The organism is Nonomuraea indica (assembly GCF_002850745.1).
In the GTDB taxonomy this organism is placed as follows: Bacteria; Actinomycetota; Actinomycetes; order Streptosporangiales; family Streptosporangiaceae; genus Nonomuraea; species Nonomuraea indica.
Genome location: NZ_KZ559469.1, coordinates 552856 through 568240 on the forward strand (window position 1 = coordinate 552856; position 15385 = coordinate 568240).

General features: G+C 71.8%; 15 protein-coding genes. 8 read left to right on the forward strand and 7 right to left on the reverse strand.

The window, feature by feature from the left end; genetic code table 11:
• Positions 1-5 precede the first annotated feature (5 nt).
• The 4 genes from dnaJ to CXR44_RS14255 all read left to right on the forward strand — a co-directional run bounded on the left by dnaJ (position 6) and on the right by CXR44_RS14255 (position 5168).
• Positions 6-1190, forward strand: a complete 1185-nt coding sequence (gene dnaJ, locus CXR44_RS14240; RefSeq protein ID WP_101786455.1) for a molecular chaperone DnaJ — start codon at positions 6-8, stop codon at positions 1188-1190.
• Between the two features lie 3 nt (positions 1191-1193).
• On the forward strand, positions 1194-1544 hold the full coding sequence (locus CXR44_RS14245) for a heat shock protein transcriptional repressor HspR (protein ID WP_101786457.1): 351 nt from the start codon (positions 1194-1196) through the stop codon (positions 1542-1544).
• Between the two features lie 5 nt (positions 1545-1549).
• On the forward strand, positions 1550-4120 hold the full coding sequence (gene clpB / locus CXR44_RS14250) for an ATP-dependent chaperone ClpB (RefSeq protein WP_101786459.1): 2571 nt from the start codon (positions 1550-1552) through the stop codon (positions 4118-4120).
• Between the two features lie 208 nt (positions 4121-4328).
• On the forward strand, positions 4329-5168 hold the full coding sequence (locus CXR44_RS14255; protein ID WP_144069960.1) for a hypothetical protein: 840 nt from the start codon (positions 4329-4331) through the stop codon (positions 5166-5168).
• Between the two features lie 316 nt (positions 5169-5484).
• Here the strand turns inward: CXR44_RS14255 and CXR44_RS14260 are convergent, their stop codons facing one another.
• Positions 5485-6015 carry a tetratricopeptide repeat protein gene (locus CXR44_RS14260; RefSeq protein WP_245899134.1) on the reverse strand — a complete coding sequence of 177 codons (531 nt, stop codon included), beginning with the start codon at positions 6013-6015 and terminating at the stop codon, positions 5485-5487.
• A 161-nt stretch (positions 6016-6176) separates the two neighbouring features.
• Between CXR44_RS14260 and CXR44_RS14265 the strand changes: the two genes are divergently transcribed.
• A complete protein-coding gene (locus tag CXR44_RS14265; RefSeq protein ID WP_101786465.1) occupies positions 6177-6425 on the forward strand; it encodes a hypothetical protein in 249 nt (82 codons plus the stop codon).
• Between the two features lie 119 nt (positions 6426-6544).
• On the opposite strand, the gene CXR44_RS14270 is transcribed toward CXR44_RS14265, so the two are convergent.
• The 4 genes from CXR44_RS14270 to CXR44_RS14285 form a co-directional block, all read right to left on the reverse strand.
• On the reverse strand, positions 6545-7204 hold the full coding sequence (locus CXR44_RS14270) for a TetR/AcrR family transcriptional regulator (protein WP_245899135.1): 660 nt from the start codon (positions 7202-7204) through the stop codon (positions 6545-6547).
• 41 nt (positions 7205-7245) lie between these two features.
• Positions 7246-8952, reverse strand: coding sequence for an SDR family oxidoreductase (locus CXR44_RS14275; protein ID WP_101786466.1), 1707 nt, complete (start codon positions 8950-8952; stop codon positions 7246-7248).
• 42 nt (positions 8953-8994) lie between these two features.
• Positions 8995-10071, reverse strand: coding sequence for a CapA family protein (locus CXR44_RS14280; RefSeq protein ID WP_101786468.1), 1077 nt, complete (start codon positions 10069-10071; stop codon positions 8995-8997).
• 71 nt (positions 10072-10142) lie between these two features.
• Complete coding sequence (locus CXR44_RS14285) at positions 10143-10970, reverse strand: helix-turn-helix transcriptional regulator (protein ID WP_219601792.1); 828 nt, start codon at positions 10968-10970, stop codon at positions 10143-10145.
• Positions 10971-11071: 101 nt separating this feature from the next.
• Between CXR44_RS14285 and CXR44_RS14290 the strand changes: the two genes are divergently transcribed.
• Positions 11072-12466, forward strand: coding sequence for an MFS transporter (locus CXR44_RS14290; protein WP_101786472.1), 1395 nt, complete (start codon positions 11072-11074; stop codon positions 12464-12466).
• 175 nt (positions 12467-12641) lie between these two features.
• Here CXR44_RS14290 and CXR44_RS14295 read toward each other — a convergent pair whose 3' ends face one another.
• Together CXR44_RS14295 and CXR44_RS14300 are read right to left on the reverse strand one after the other, a co-directional pair.
• Complete coding sequence (locus CXR44_RS14295) at positions 12642-12866, reverse strand: DUF397 domain-containing protein (RefSeq protein ID WP_101786474.1); 225 nt, start codon at positions 12864-12866, stop codon at positions 12642-12644.
• A 50-nt stretch (positions 12867-12916) separates the two neighbouring features.
• Positions 12917-13780: a helix-turn-helix domain-containing protein gene (locus CXR44_RS14300; protein WP_101786476.1), complete on the reverse strand. Its 864-nt coding sequence runs from the start codon at positions 13778-13780 to the stop codon at positions 12917-12919.
• Between the two features lie 636 nt (positions 13781-14416).
• Here CXR44_RS14300 and CXR44_RS14310 point away from each other — a divergent pair.
• Positions 14417-14632: a hypothetical protein gene (locus CXR44_RS14310; RefSeq protein ID WP_101786480.1), complete on the forward strand. Its 216-nt coding sequence runs from the start codon at positions 14417-14419 to the stop codon at positions 14630-14632.
• 1 nt (position 14633) lies between these two features.
• Positions 14634-15296 (forward strand): hypothetical protein, encoded by a 663-nt coding sequence (locus tag CXR44_RS14315; RefSeq protein WP_101786482.1) that lies wholly within the window; start codon positions 14634-14636, stop codon positions 15294-15296.
• Positions 15297-15385 lie beyond the last annotated feature (89 nt).

The window sequence follows — 15385 nt, forward strand, 5'->3', positions numbered from 1 at the left end:
CGTAGATGAGCACCAAGGACTACCTGGAGAAGGATTACTACGCCGTCCTTGGTGTGCCCAAGACCGCCACCGCCGACGAGATCAAGAAGGCCTACCGGAAGCTGGCCAGGCAGTACCACCCCGACACCAACCAGGGCGACACGGCCAAGGAGACCAAGTTCAAGGAGGTCTCGGAGGCCTACGACGTCCTGTCCGACAGCAAGCGCCGCAAGGAGTACGACGAGGCGCGCACGCTGTTCGGGTCGGGGATGGGCGGGCAGCGTCCCGGCGGCGGTGGCGGGTTCCCGTTCGACTTCGGCGACCTGTTCGGCGGCACGGCCGGCCAGCCGGGCGGCGCAGGGGCCGGCGACCGTCTCGGCGACCTGTTCGGCGGGCTGTTCAACCGCGGGGGCGGTGCGACCCGCACCACGACCAGGACCACCCGGCCGCGCCGCGGCCAGGACGTCGAGTCGGAGGTCACGCTCACGTTCACCGAGGCGGCCGAGGGCACCACGGTGTCGCTCCGGCTGACCAGTTCGGCCGCCTGCACGGCGTGCAGCGGGACGGGAGCCAGGGCGGGCACGACCCCACGGGTCTGTCCCACCTGCGAGGGCACCGGAGCCGCCAGCCGCAACCTCGGCAACTTCGCCTTCTCCGAGCCGTGCCGCGACTGCAAGGGCCGCGGGCTGCTCGTGGACGACCCCTGCCCGGTGTGCGAGGGCAGCGGCCGGGCCAAGAGCACGCGCACCATCCAGGCGCGCATCCCCGCGGGGGTGGCCGACGGCCAGCGGGTCAAGCTCAAGGGCAAGGGCGCGCCGGGCGAGAACGGCGGGCCCGCGGGCGACCTCTACATCCAGACCCACGTCAAACCGCACGCGGTGTTCGGGCGGAGCGGCGACAACCTGACGATCACCGTGCCGGTGACGTTCTCGGAGGCCGCGCTGGGCGCCGAGATCAAGGTGCCCACCCTGAAGGGCCTGCCGGTCACCCTGCGCATCCCCGCGGGCACGCCCAACGGCCGCACCTTCCGGGTGCGCGGCCGCGGGCTCACCCGCAAGGACGGCACCAAGGGCGATCTGCTCGTCACCGTCGAGGTGCTGGTGCCCAAGACGCTCGACGACAAGTCACGCGACCTCCTGACGGAGTTCGCCACCGCGACCGCGGGAGACGACCCGCGGGCTGATCTCATTCAGAGAGCCAGAAGCGAGTAGCCGATGGACGCCAACTATTTCGACCTGTCCGACGACACTCCCGTCTATGTGATCTCCGTGGCCGCCCAGCTGTCGGGCCTGCATCCTCAGACGTTGCGGCAGTACGACCGGCTGGGGCTCGTCTGCCCGGGTCGCACGGCCGGGCGGGGCCGTCTCTATTCGACACGCGACATCGTCCAGCTGCGCGAGGTGCAGCGCCTGTCCCAGGAGGAGGGCATCAACCTCGCCGGCATCAAGCGAATCCTGGAGCTGGAGAACGAAGCTCTGCGGCTGCGTGAGGAGGTTCACCGGCTGCGCGCCGAGATGCAGATGGTCAAGGCGCTGATCCGCTACGAGCTGCCACCGGGGGCCTAGAACAGATGGACTACAAGCTCACCCAGAAGAGCCAGGAAGCCCTTTCCGGGGCCATGCGGCGCGCCGCCGCCGAGGGCCACCCGGAGATCGCTCCGGCTCATCTGCTGACGACGCTGCTCAACCAGACGGGCGGCACCGCCGTCCCGCTGCTGGAGGCCGTGGGCGCCGACTGGAAGGCGCTGCGCACCAGGGCGGAGGAGCTGCTCGCCGCGCTGCCCAAGGCGCAGGGTTCGACGGTCAGCGCGCCGTCGAGCTCGCGCCAGCTGCTGACCGTCATCAACACCGCCGCCCAGCGCGCCAAGCGGCTGGAGGACGAGTACGTCTCCACCGAGCACCTGCTCGTGGGCCTGGCCACCGACGGCGGCCAGGTGGCCGAGCTGCTCAAGGCGCAGGGGGCGACGCCGCAGGCGCTGCTGGACGCGTTCGAGAAGGTGCGCGGCCACGCCCGCGTCACCAGCGAGACGCCCGAGGACACCTACCAGGCGCTGGAGAAGTACGGCGTCGACCTGACCGAGCGGGCGCGCGGCGGCAGGCTCGACCCGGTCATCGGCCGTGACTCCGAGATCCGCCGCGTCGTGCAGGTGCTGTCCCGGCGCACCAAGAACAACCCGGTGCTGATCGGTGAGCCCGGCGTCGGCAAGACCGCCGTGGTCGAGGGCCTGGCCCAGCGCATCGTGGCCGGCGACGTGCCCGAGTCGCTGCGGGGCAAGCGGCTCATCTCGCTCGACCTGGGCGCGATGGTGGCGGGCGCCAAGTACCGCGGCGAGTTCGAGGAGCGGCTGAAGGCCGTGCTCTCCGAGATCAAGGAGAGCAACGGGCAGATCGTGACCTTCATCGACGAGCTGCACACGGTCGTCGGCGCGGGGGCGGCCGAGGGCGCCATGGACGCGGGCAACATGCTCAAGCCCATGCTGGCCCGCGGCGAGCTGCGCATGATCGGCGCCACCACGCTCGACGAGTATCGCGAGCGCATCGAGAAGGACCCGGCGCTGGAGCGCCGCTTCCAGCAGGTGTACGTCGGCGAGCCGACGGTAGAGGACACCATCGCGATCCTGCGCGGGCTGAAGGGCCGCTACGAGGCCCACCACCAGGTGCAGATCGCCGACAGCGCGCTGGTCGCCGCCGCGGCGCTGTCCGACCGCTACATCACCAGCCGGTTCCTGCCGGACAAGGCCATCGACCTGGTCGACGAGGCCGCCTCGCGGCTGCGCATGGAGATCGACTCCCGTCCCGTGGAGATCGACCAGCTCCAGCGCAACGTCGACCGGATGAAGATGGAGGAGCTGGCGCTGTCCAAGGAGACCGACGAGGCCTCCGTCCAGCGGCTCGAACGGCTCCGCAAGGAGCTGGCCGACCGCCAGGAGGAGCTCAACGCCCTCGTCGGCCGCTGGGAGCGCGAGAAGGCCGGCCTCAACAAGGTCGGCGAGCTGAAGAAGCAGCTCGACGAGGCGCGCGGCGCGGCCGAGCGGGCGCAGCGCGACGGCGACTTCGAGGCGGCCTCGCGGCTCATGTACGCCGAGGTGCCCCGGCTGGAGCAGGCCCTGCGGGAGGCGTCCGAGGCCGCCCAGCCCGAGGACGCCATGGTCAAGGAGGAGGTGGGCCCCGACGACATCGCCGAGGTCATCTCGTCCTGGACCGGCATCCCGTCCGGGCGCCTGCTGGAGGCCGAGACGGCCAAGCTGCTGCGCATGGAGGACGAGCTGGGCAGGCGGCTCATCGGGCAGCGGCAGGCCGTACAAGCCGTGTCCGACGCGGTGCGGCGCAGCCGGGCCGGCATCGCCGACCCCGACCGGCCGACGGGCTCGTTCATGTTCCTCGGTCCCACGGGTGTCGGCAAGACCGAGCTGGCCAAGGCGCTGGCGGAGTTCCTGTTCGACGACGAGCGGGCGATGACCCGCATCGACATGAGCGAATACTCCGAGAAGCACAGCGTCGCCCGGCTGGTCGGGGCGCCTCCCGGCTACGTCGGCTACGAGGAGGGCGGCCAGCTCACCGAGGCGGTGCGGCGTCGCCCGTACACGGTGGTGCTGCTGGACGAGGTGGAGAAGGCGCACCCCGAGGTCTTCGACATCCTGCTGCAGGTGCTCGACGACGGGCGGCTGACCGACGGCCAGGGCCGCACGGTCGACTTCCGCAACACGATCCTGATCCTCACCTCCAACATCGGCTCGCAGTTCCTCGTCGATCCGACGCTGGAGAGCGACGCCAAGCGCGAGGCCGTGATGAGCGCGGTCCGGGGCGCGTTCAAGCCGGAGTTCCTCAACCGGCTCGACGACGTGATCCTGTTCGACGCGCTCGGCTCGGAGGAGCTGACGCGGATCGTCGACCTGCAGGTCGACCGGCTCGCCCGGCGGCTGGCCGACCGCAGGCTGACGCTGGAGGTCACTCCGGCGGCCCGCGAGTGGCTGGCGCTGACCGGCTACGACCCGCTGTACGGCGCCCGCCCGCTGCGCCGGCTGGTGCAGTCGGCGATCGGCGACAAGCTGGCCAAGGCGGTGCTGTCCGGCGAGGTCGTCGACGGCGACCAGGTCAAGGTCGACCTCGGCGACGACGAGCTGACCATCCAGCGCGCCTGACGTTGCGCGGGGGAAGCCCGGAGGTCCATCGGCCTCCGGGCTTCGCCGTTCCAGGGAAGGGTCATGCCGGCCGATCGTCGGTAACGTCTGCCCCAGCCTTCGGGCAAGCGGCCCCCCGCTCCGGTTCGCCGTGACTAGCTTGACGCTTCATCGGATCGCCGAAACACGATCAGGGGGACGTGAAGTGTCATCTCGGAACATCATTGCGGTGGCCGCTCTGACCGCGGGGGTGAGCTTGCCGGGGGTGGGCCCGGTGACCGCCGACTCCTGCCTGCCGGTGCCGGCCGGCTCCGCCGCGCCGGTCTGCGACGGCCTCACCCGTGCCACCGACGACCGGCTGCCGACCGACGACGAGAAGGTGGCGCTGCTGGTCACGCGGACCGCCCAGCGCCTCGGTCTGACGGGCCTGGACGGCCGGACCGGCGAGGTCTCGCCCCCGGCCGGGACCGTCCCCTCCGGGAGCGCCCTGTCCCGGAGCGCCGGCAGGGACGAGGGGGACGGCCGCGGGGCGGGCGCGCGCGGCAAGGCCGAGAAGGGCGGGAAGGGGCACGGCAGGGAGCGCGGCAAGGGGAGCGCGCTCGACGAGAGCGGCAGGAGCACCGCCAAGCCCGGCGAGACCACCGCGAACGGCAGCACGGGAACCAACGGCGCGGGGACCAACGGCACGGGGACCAACGGCACGGGAACGAACGGCGCGGGGACCAGCGGCGGCGCCGGGGCGGCCCCCGATGGGCACCGGCCCGAGCGGCCGGCCGGTCTCCCGAACCCCGCGGGCCTGCCCGACGTCTCGTCGGTGCACCCGGCGCCCGATCTGCCCGGCCTCCCGGTGCTGCCGGTCATGCCCACCGGTAAGTCGTTCGCCGGCGTCCCGGTGGCCGGGGCGGCCGCCTCCACGCAGCGTCCCGCCGGTCCGGACCGTCAGCGGATCGCCCCCAGGACCCATCAGAAGTCCGAGACCCTGCCGGACGTGCCGGGCGTGCCCGGCCTGCCGGAGGCCCCCGCCCTGAACTCGGTCGACGGCGTCCTGCCGGACCTCGACCTCGACTGACCCCGGACGCCCTCCCCGCCCCGCCCCCGACTGACCCCGGACACGCTCGCGACACCCTCCCCGCTTCGGCGTCTCGACCGATCCCGGGACACGCTCGCGACATCCTCCCCGCCCCGGTGCCTCGACCGATCCCGCGACACGGTCGGCGGCGCCCACCGCCCCGAGGGACACGATCGACGGCGTCCCCTGCGCGAGCCCCGGCCGATCGCGGGACACGACCGGCGGCGTCCGGCCGTCACCGGCGGGGTGCGGTGTGGGGTTCGGGCACGCCGGAACGGGCCGCGGCACCTCAGCGGCGCGGCCCTGGTGCGCCAGGTCAGGAGACCAGCGCGTCCAGCTCGTCTTCCGGCAGCCCCAGATCGACCCTGATGCGGTAGCGGGTGCGCAGCAACGCCTCGTGCTCGGGGTCGTCCTCGTCGCTGGCCAGCACGGCCTGCGTGACCCAGTCGAGCCCGGCGTGCAGGTCTCCGTAGGCGACGAGGGTCTCGGCGACCGTGTGGGCGGTCGCCGTGGTGGCGCCGCCCTCCGCTCTGATGGTTTCGATGACCTCCCTGGCCTCGTCGGGCCGGTCCAGCTCGAACAGCGTGTCGGCGATGCCGGCACGCGGGTCGATGATCGACTCGCCGCCGTCCTCCACCGCGCGCTGAAAGCACTCCAGCGCCCGCGCGGGCTGCCCCGCCGCTCGCCACTCCTCGGCCGCCAGGACCAGGATCGACGCCCTGGAGACGTCGCCCGAGGAATAGCCCAGCGCGACGTCGTACAGCCGCTGGGCCAGGGAGTCGTGGTCGTCGGCCAGCAGGGCCTGCTCTAGCAGGCGATCAAGGTGCTCACGGGTCACATGCGCCACACCGCGAGACTACCGAGCCCTTTGCCGGTTTGCCCCGGCAATGCGCATCGCCGATCGGCCACGACTTCGCCACTGACGGGTCAAAGGATGACGGCGATCGGCGTGTCGCTCGGACCCCCGGGCATAACTGCCCTCGCGCGCCGCGAGTCGAGGGGGCCGTCATGGGCATGTCGAAGCAGATGACCTTCGCCCTTGGCTGCGCCATCGTGCTCTCCGCCGTGATCCCGGGTGCGGCCGGTTACCTGTCGGCCCGGCTGGAGGCCGTCGAGACGGCCGAGCGCAACCTCCGGGCGGTCGAGGCCAGGCTGACCGCGCGGATGGTCCGCGAGGACATCCGGCCCGTGTCGTTCCCCGCACCCTGCGTGGGCGGCCCCGCGTCCATCGCCGACCGGCCGCACTCCCCCCGATAGCGCAGGCAGGCCGACAGCCAGGCCAGGCCTGTCAGACCGGCCGACAATGCTCCCAGGCAGGTCAGACCGGCAGACAGCCCCGCCCGGGCCGGTCAAGCCGACAGCGCAGCCCGGGCCGGTCAGGCCGGCCGGGGCGACCAGGCGCGGAGCTGGCGCGACAGGAAGCCCCGGATGAGCTGCTTGGCCGCCTCGATGATCTCCGGCTCGCCGTCGGGGCTCCGGCGGAAGGCCAGCTTGAGGACGGCGTCGCCCGCCTCGACGGCGACCAGCATGGCCACGTCGAGCTCGTGGCTGTCGGCCAGCCCGAACTCCTTGAGCAGCAGCCCGCGCAGCCGCCCGGCGATGACCGTGTTGTTGTCGGAGTCGGAGTCGAGCAGGTTGAGGTCGACGACGTCGCCGAAGTGGAGGCTCTTGAAGCCGGGAACGGTCCGGTGCATGTCGACGTACTCGTCGATGATCGCGTCGACGGCCTCCCACCAGCCGCGGTAGTCCTCCTCGATGAAGCGGTGCCCCACCCGCGAGACGAACTGCTCGACGTTGCGCCGGGTCAGCTCCTGGGTGATCGCCCGCTTGTCCGGGAAGAACTGGTAGATGGACCCGATCGCGACGCCGGCGCGTTCGGCGATGCGGGTCGTCGACAGGGCCTCGTAGCCGATCTCGTCGAGCAGCGCCGCGCAGGCGTCGAGCATCCGCTGGACCCGGCGGGCGCTGCGGCGCTGGGTGGGCCGGCGCCGCAACGCCGGTGGGCTGGTGCAGTCATCAGTCTGAGGGGTCGGCACGCCCTCATCTTCTCCCGAAGCGGCTGATCGTCACCCGCCGATTACAGATTTCTGGCGGCGGCGGACAGCCGGGCGACGCCGCGCATGGCTCCGGGGAAGACGTGCGACAGCGCGTAGCCGAGCTTCGCCTCGGTGTTGACCGGGACGACGGCCTGGTTGCGGTGCACGGCGCGCAGGATGTGGGCCGCGACGCGCTCCGGCGGGTAGCCGCGCAGCTCGGCGCCCGTCTCGGCGAGTTCGCGCAGGTCGGGGCCGACGTAGTCGGCGTTGCGCGCGATGGCCGTGGAGACGAACCCGGGGCAGATCGCGCTGACGCCGATGCCGTCGGCGGCCAGCTCGGCCCGCAGGCACTCGCTGAGCGTCTTCACCGCCGACTTCGCCGCCGAGTAGGCGGGCAGCACGGCCGTGGGGGCGAACGCCGCCATGGAGGCGATGTTGACGAGGTGGCCGCCCTCGCCGCGTTCGGTCATCTGGGCGGCGAACAGCCGGCAGCCGTGGACGACGCCCCACAGGTTGACGTCGAGGGTCCTGCGCCAGTCGTCGATCGAGTGGTCGAGGAACGGGCCGGCGACGATGACGCCGGCGTTGTTGACGACGACGTCGGGCACCCCGTACCGGGAGCGCACGTCCTCGGCGAAGGCCTCCATCGCGGCGGCGTCGGCCACGTCGACCCGCACGGCGTGCGCGGTACCCGCCAGGTCCTTGGCGATGCCGGCGGCGGTGCGCGCGGCGGCGGCCGCGTCGATGTCGGCGCAGACGACCTCGGCGCCGTGGGCGGCGAACGCCCGCGCGGTGGCCCGCCCGATGCCGCTCCCCGCGCCCGTGACGACCACCAGCCGGTCGCCGAAGGCGCCGCGCCCCGGCGCCACGCGGGAGCGGCGCAGGCTCCCCCCGGCCTCGCCGCCGTCCACGTGCGCGGCGAACTCGGCGATCATCCTGGCGACCACGTCGGGACGGCTGCGGTGCGCCCAGTGGCCGGCGACGATCCGGCGGTGCCAGCAGCGGGACGCCCACCGGGTGAGCGAGGCCAGCAGCTTCGGGGTGACGAAGGAGTCGCGGGTGGCCTCGATGAGCTGCACCGGCACGTCGACGCGCGGGTCGCGGCGGCGCCGCCGTCCCGCTCGGTTGCACCGGTAGAGCCACAGCCCGTTGGCGGCGTCGGCGGGCAGCGTGGCCGCGGGATGGCCGGGCCGGGGCTCGACGCCGTCGCCGAGCCGCATGGTGCGCTCCAGCATCGCGGGTACGAACGTCCGCCAGGCCAGCTCGGGCAGCACCGGGAGCTGGAAGGCGCCGATGTACCAGGATCGGGCGCGCTGGGCGGCGACGTCGCCGAGGCTGCCGTGCCGCAGGAACTCCGCCGTCTGGTCGAGCCCGGGGCCGCCGAGGCTGGTGAAGGATGCGACACGCTCGCGGACGCCGGGCCGGGTCACCGCGTCCCAGCCCTGCAGTGAGCCCCAGTCGTGGCCGACCAGGTGGACGGCGGGCTTGCCGATGTCGTCGAGCACGGCCGAGAGGTCGGCCACCAGGTGGTCGAGGTCGTAGTGCCGGTGGTCGGCCGGGGCGCCGGAGCTGCCCGCACCGCGCACGTCGTAGCGGACCACGTGGAAGCGGTCGCGCAGCCGTTCGGCGACCTCGTCCCAGACGCGGTGGGTGTCGGGATAGCCGTGCAGGAGCAGCACCGTCGGGCGGGCGGGGTCGCCCTCCTCGACGAGGGCCAGCCGGACGTCACCGGACTCGATCCACCGCATCGCGACCTCCCGCTATCGGCTCCTCCCCTCGAACATAACCCGTCAGGGCCGGGTGGACAGACCGGTGCAGGAGCGCAGCGCCCTCCAGTCGGCGACCGCCTGGGTGCGGGCCGAACCGGTCATGGGGACGGGGACGCCGCCCTGGATGGTCGCCGGGGTCCACGTGTCCTTGAGCACCTTGCGGCCGTTGAGGGTCAGCGTGAGCACGCCGGTCCGCCCGGTGGTCGCCGGGTTTGAGTTGTAGAAAACGAAATTGCCGAGGCCGTAGCTGATGTAGGAGTCGCCGAGGTAGCCGGCTCCGAGGAGGATGTGCGCGTGCCCGCCGACCACCACGTCGGCGCCCGCCTTGACCAGCTTGGGGGCGAGCGCGAGCTGCGCCTGGTTGGGGCACTTCTGCATCTCGGTGCCCCAGTGCAGGTGCACGATCACGGTGTCGGACCGCTTGCGCGCCTCCCGTACGGCCCGCAGCAGCCGCGTCTCGTTCTTGGCCGAGGCCAGCCCGCCCTTGTCGGGTGTGGCGGTCCAGGCGGAGATGAGGTGGTCGTCGAGCACCTGGGTGGCCCCGATGATCGACACGCGGTTGCCGTTGACCACCTTGCGGAACGGCCGGTACGCCTCGGTGTCGTTCGCGCCGATGCCCACCACGGGATACCTCGACCGCTTGATGGCGGCCAGCGAGTCGGCCAGGCCGGTGTCCATGTAGTCCATGCCGTGGTTGTTGGCCATCGACACCACGTCCACCCCGGCGGCTTTGAGGGCGGTGAAGGCGCTGGCCGGCGCCCGGAAGGTGAACTGCTTGCCGGGCGCCGGGGTGCCGCCCGTGGTGATGGCGGTCTCCAGGTTGACCATCGCCAGGTCGGCGTCGCGCAGCACGCCGGCGATGGGCCCGAGCGCGGTGCGGGGGTTGTTCAGCCGGGCCCGCAGGCCCCCCTCGAAGTGCACGTCGCCGCCGAACGCGATCGTGAACGGCTTGCGGACCCGCGAGGGCTTGGGGCTGGGGGCCGTGCTCTCGGCGGCGGCCGTCTCGCCACGGCGTTCGGGGGTCTCGGACTCCGCAGCGGAGCACGCGGTGAGCGCGGCGGCGAGAGCCACAGCCGCGGCGGCAGGGGGGAATCTCATATGTCGCCACTTCTGCTGGATCCGGTGGGTCAAGGATCGAGCATGCCATGCCGCCGGATGTCACGCCGAGGTCAGGTCTCGGCAAGCAGCCGGTCGATCGCGTGGCGGGTGGCGTCGTCCATGGGTGTGTATATGACCATGCGGGTCTCGGGGGTGGGCGAGTGGAGGACCGTCGTGGTGAAGCGCATCTCGCCGACCCGCTCGTGCTTCATGATCTTCTCGCGCGGGCCCGGCTCGGCGACGTCCTGCCGGGCCCACAGCCGGGCGAACTCCGGGCTCGCCGCGCACAGCCTGCTGACGAACCCCTGCCAGCACGGGTCGTCGGCGTGGCGGCTGTAGGCGCCGCGGAACACCGCGACCACGCCGGGCAGCTCCTGCTCGCGGTTGACCAGCATGTCCGACAGCCTGGAGCTCACGCAGCTCTGCCAGAGCGTGTTGCGCTCCCCCTCGGGCGCCTCGACCACGTCGGGCGCCATCACGGCGTAGGCGGAGTTCCAGGCGAGCACGTCGCAGCGGCTGTTGGACAGGCAGGCCGGCATCGGGTCGAGCTTGTCGAGGATCTCCTGGATCTGCGGCGTCACCCGTACGGCGTCACCGGCGGGCACGCCTGCTTGGTGGCCGGCCAGCCGGTAGAGGTGCTGCCACTCGGCGTTGTCGAGCCGGAGCGTGCGGGCGACGGCGTCGAGCACCTGGGTGCTGGCGTTGATCGGCCGTCCCTGCTCCAGCCACGTGTACCAGGTCACGCCCACTCCGGCGAGCTGGGCGACCTCCTCGCGCCGCAGGCCGGGCGTGCGCCGGCGCGGCCCGGGGGCCAGGTCGACCATCTCCGGGGTGATGCGTTCGCGCCGGGTGCGCAGGAACGCCGCGAGATCGGCGCGCTTGGCCTCTGCCACTGTCACCTCTCCATGGTGGAGCCGCCGGGAACGGGTATCCAGGTAGCGTTGATACCAGTATGAGGGGGCTCTCGTTACCGGTATCCGATGTCCGGCACTGTTGGAGCATGACCCGTACCGCTGCCGTCTCTCCCCCTCCGGCCGTACACCAGGAGCGCAGCAGGGCCAGTGGCCTGCTCCTGGCGGTCATCCTCGTCGGGCAGTTCCTGGCCATCCTGAACGTCAACGTCGTCAACGTGGCCACCCCCACGATCGAGGCCGACCTGCGCTCCTCGGGCGCCGGGCTGCAGATGATCGTCGCCGGTTACACGATCGTCTACGCCGTCCTGTTGATCACCGGAGCCCGCCTCGGCGACCTGTTCGGCTATCGCAACGCCTTCCTCGCCGGGCTGGGGCTGTTCACCTTCACCACGCTCGGCGCGGGGCTGGCGCCCTCGACCGGCTGGCTGGTCGGGTTCAGGCTCGCGCAGGGCGTGGGCGCCGCCCTGATGATGCCGCAGGTGCTCACCCTGATCCAGCACAACTACCACGGCGCGGCCCGGGGCCGCGCGCTCGGCCTGTGGTCGGCCGTGGTGAGCGGCGGCATCGTGGTGGGCCAGGCGCTCGGGGGCATCCTGCTGGGGTTCGGGGCGGGCTGGCGGATCGTCTTCCTGGTGCTGGTGCCGATCGGCGCGCTGCTGCTGGTGGTGGGGCTGCGCGTGCTGCCGGCGGACCGGGGCGGCGGCCGGGCCGGGCTCGACCCGGGCGGTCTGGTGACGCTGGCGGCGGCCGTGCTGCTGCTCGTGGTCCCGCTGGTGCTGGGCCGGGAACTGGGCTGGCCGCTGTGGGGCTGGGTGTCGATGGCGCTGAGCGTGCCGATGTTCGCGGTGTTCGTGCGGATCGAGCGCTGGGTGACCGCCCGTGGCGGGCGGCCGCTGGTCGCCGCCGCGGTGCTGCGCGCTCCTGGCATGCGTCCGGGCCTGGCGGTGCTGCTCCTCGGGCCTGCCACGTGGGGCGCGTTCCTGTTCACCTCGGCGCTGCACCTGCAGGGCGAGCTGCGCCTGTCGCCGCTGGCCTCGGGCATGATGCTGGTGCCGTGCGCGCTGGCCTTCGCCGTCGTCGGGCTCGCCTGGCCACGCCTGCCCACGCGCCTGCAGCGTTCCCTGGTGCCCTACGGCTACGTGGTGGCCACGCCGGCGTACGTGGGGCTCGGCCTGGCGGCCGGGGGCGGCCTGCCGTACGCGGTGATGAGCGCGCTCATCGGCGCCGGGCTCGGCGTCCAGATCGCGGTGACGAACCTCGCCACCGAGCGGGTGGGCGAGGCGCACGCCGCCGACGCGAGCGGCGCGCTGCTCACGGTGATGCAGCTCGGCCAGGTGATCGGCGTGGCGACGGTCGGCACACTGTTCATCTCGCTGCAGGGTCAGGGCGCCACGGCCGCACTGACGGCCGCCCTGGCCTGCGCCGCGCTCGCCGTCCTGGCCGGGGTGAGCTCCCTGTTCCTCGTACGGCGGCGCTCCTGAGACCGCGACGGGTGGCCCCGCTCCGCGGACGTGTCAATGGATCATCACTCTGAGGCTGTGTGCCATGATGTGCACGTGATCGCTGCTCGCCCGGCAAGGCGAGCGAGGAAGAGGCTGTCACGAGCCTTCCGAACGGCCCTGAATGGTTGGCGCAACAACTGACCAGGGCCGTTCTTCACTCACTGCGGGCAAGCGCGCTCAGGTCGAATTCGCCGTCGCGAACCCCGGCCGTGAAGGCCTCCCACTCGGACGGCGTGAAGACGAGGACGGGACCGTCCTCTTCCTTGCTGTCCTTCAGCGCGACGTTGCCGTCGGCGAGAGGAGCGACTTCGACGCAGGCCGAGTTGCCGTTGCAGAAGCTGCTCCTGCGCCAAGCCGTGATCTTGGATCCGGTGTACATGTTCTCCCCATATGGGCGTAGGGCGCCATTGCCCTGTTGAGTCGTGCGTCCTAGCCTCGCCACAGCATCGCCTTGCGCTGGATGAGGACGCGTGACTCGTCTTCATCGAGCGCTTCGGACGCGGTGTGGTCGAAGGCGGTCTCGTATCCGGCCACTCGTTCGAGGTCTTCGACGAAGTCAGCCGTGTAGAGCTGCTCCAGGTATACAACATCGTCGAAATCCGAGAACTTGAGATGGACGAACGTCCCCGTGTTGACCGGATGGAGCGACTCCATGCTCAGCACGCGGACGCTGACATGCGGGAGCAGAGACATCTCCAGCAGATGCTCCATCTGCGCCCGCATCACCGAGGGCTCGCCGAACTTGCGGGTGAGAACCGACTCGTCCAGCACGAAGCGGAGCTTGGGCGGATCCGGTCTGTGCAGGACCCGTTGCTGGCGGTCCATGCGCGCCTCGACCCTGCTTCGGACGCCGCTCTGCGTGATGCGCGCGATGCCCCGCGTGGCGAGGATGACTTCGCGCGCATAGCCTTCGGTCTGCAAGAGGCCCGGCACGAGCTGGGGTTCCCAGTTGCGCAGGAATATCGCCTCTGCCTCCAGCCCGAGGAATCTTGTGTACTCCTCCGGCAGAGTCTCTTCGTAATCTTCCCACCAGCCGCGTTGATCCGCATCTCGCAACAGGCCGATGAGTTCGTCAAGCTTTGCCTCGTCGGCCCGGTAGAGCTTGGCCAGGGCCTTGATGTCGTCGGCGCTGGGCATGGTCTTGGCCGCTTCGATGCGGGAGACCTTGCTGGCCGACCAGCCGAGCTCGCCGGCGGCCTTGCCCCCGGTGTACTTGCTGCGCTCGCGGAGGAGGCGAAGCTCCTGGGCGAGCCTGAGCCTGCGGACAGTCGGGCTGCCCTGCTGCGATGGCACCGTCCCACGCTCCTCGTCGGGAAGGAAGGTGTAGCCGGGAAGGGTCGTTGGGGATGCCCGGACGGGGGCCGTGTCGCCCAATCTTACCTTGCAAGTTGCATGTGTAGTGGCACGCAGCCGCGGTTGCAGCGTGCCACGATCGCGGCATATCGGGCAAGCAGTCCCGGCTGTCCGGCCTTACGCGTGCAATTTGCAGCGCAAGACATCTAGCAAGGAACGAAGAAATGTAAATCTTCTCTTGCTCAAGGTCTTGCAGGGGAAAGGTTACGGAGAGACCATCGGGCTCAGGAGGCACCGAACAGCGGAGGAGGCCGGGATGACGACACGGCCGCACCTCACGGGCCTTCCCTTCATGTTCGCGCGCGGCCACGCGGGCCGCCCCACCGGCAACGGCGCCGTCCCGGATACGAATCCCCGCCCCAGGGAGGCCGCTTGCCGGAAGGATCTCGCACTCGTCTGAAACGAAGCCGCGACCGTCGCTCCGCCGGAGACCCCGGTGGGAGCGCACCGAAGAGCCGGACCCAGGCCGCCGGCCGGTCACCGCACAAGGGCTGCCACCCTGCGGCGACGTCTGTCGACCAGCCTGCGGTCCGGCTTGAGAAGCCACCTCGAGTAATGCCGCGAAAGGGGTCTTCTATGTACTCACAAGGTACCAAGGGGCTCAGCCGAATCAAGTCCCGGATCCGGGAGCTCATCGCCTGGGCCGACCGCGAGATCTGCATGGAGCCGGACGAGTTCGCCTTCCGGCGGGGCTGGACGGTGTCCAGGGCCGGCTTCGGCGCCCGCGTCTACCGGGATCCACGCTTCGACCAGCTCCGCGTCGCGCCACCGGTGGCCGAGGAGGTGTCGTGAGATGGATCGCAACCCGCGCAACCAGATCTACCCGGCCGGCGAGGACCTGCCGGCCGCCGGCCGGTCCGGCCTGCCGGCCCGGCTGTGGCGCTACCGGACCGAGCTGCTGCTCCTCGCGGGGCTCGTCCTGGTCGCCGCGGCCATGGCGGGGGCGGCGGGGCAGGGCCGGTGGATGCCGCTCGTCCTGCTCAGCGCCGCGGTCTCCGCGCCCGCCGTCACCAGGAGCGGCCGCAACTGGACGGTGGCGCACTTCTGGTGCGTGGTCTCCCGGCACCGCCTCCAGCGCACCTGCCTGGAGACGACGATGCACACCCGCGCCGGCCGGATCCCGCTGGTGCTGTGGATCACGCCGACCCGCACCGGGGAGAAGGCCCTGGTGCTGACCAGGGCCGGCATCTCGGCGGCGGAGTTCGAGGCGTACGCGGAGGAGATCGCCGCCGCCTGCTGGGCCAGGAGCGCCGCCGTCCACCGGCACCGCAGGTGGGCGCACCTGATCATGGTGGAGATCGTCCGGCGGGACGAGCTGCCGGGGGCGCTCTCCCCCGGGCTGGAGCGCCTGTACGGCCGGCGGTCGTGGATCCCGCTCCGCTCGTCCGAGCTAGAGGAGCCGCCCGATCTGCGCTCCACCCTGCCCGACGGGCTGGTCCTCTCGCAGGTGGGCTGACCTCCGGGGGCGCAACCGCGCCGCGCCTCCGGACAAGCCCCGGAGACCGCGGGGGCTCCGGGGCTTCCCCCCGCGCGCGAGAGCGGCCA

What these genes read in the sequence shown, in the direction of transcription:
- CXR44_RS14245 (WP_101786457.1), top strand. Translation starts at nt 1,194, where the DNA reads ATGGACGCCAACTATTTCGACCTGTCCGACGACACTCCCGTCTATGTG.
- dnaJ (WP_101786455.1), top strand. Translation starts at nt 6, where the DNA reads ATGAGCACCAAGGACTACCTGGAGAAGGATTACTACGCCGTCCTTGGT.
- CXR44_RS14265 (WP_101786465.1), top strand. Translation starts at nt 6,177, where the DNA reads ATGGGCATGTCGAAGCAGATGACCTTCGCCCTTGGCTGCGCCATCGTG.
- CXR44_RS14315 (WP_101786482.1), top strand. Translation starts at nt 14,634, where the DNA reads ATGGATCGCAACCCGCGCAACCAGATCTACCCGGCCGGCGAGGACCTG.
- CXR44_RS14290 (WP_101786472.1), top strand. Translation starts at nt 11,072, where the DNA reads ATGACCCGTACCGCTGCCGTCTCTCCCCCTCCGGCCGTACACCAGGAG.
- CXR44_RS14280 (WP_101786468.1), bottom strand. Translation starts at nt 10,071, where the DNA reads ATGAGATTCCCCCCTGCCGCCGCGGCTGTGGCTCTCGCCGCCGCGCTC.
- clpB (WP_101786459.1), top strand. Translation starts at nt 1,550, where the DNA reads ATGGACTACAAGCTCACCCAGAAGAGCCAGGAAGCCCTTTCCGGGGCC.
- CXR44_RS14295 (WP_101786474.1), bottom strand. Translation starts at nt 12,866, where the DNA reads ATGTACACCGGATCCAAGATCACGGCTTGGCGCAGGAGCAGCTTCTGC.
- CXR44_RS14310 (WP_101786480.1), top strand. Translation starts at nt 14,417, where the DNA reads ATGTACTCACAAGGTACCAAGGGGCTCAGCCGAATCAAGTCCCGGATC.
- CXR44_RS14275 (WP_101786466.1), bottom strand. Translation starts at nt 8,952, where the DNA reads ATGCGGTGGATCGAGTCCGGTGACGTCCGGCTGGCCCTCGTCGAGGAG.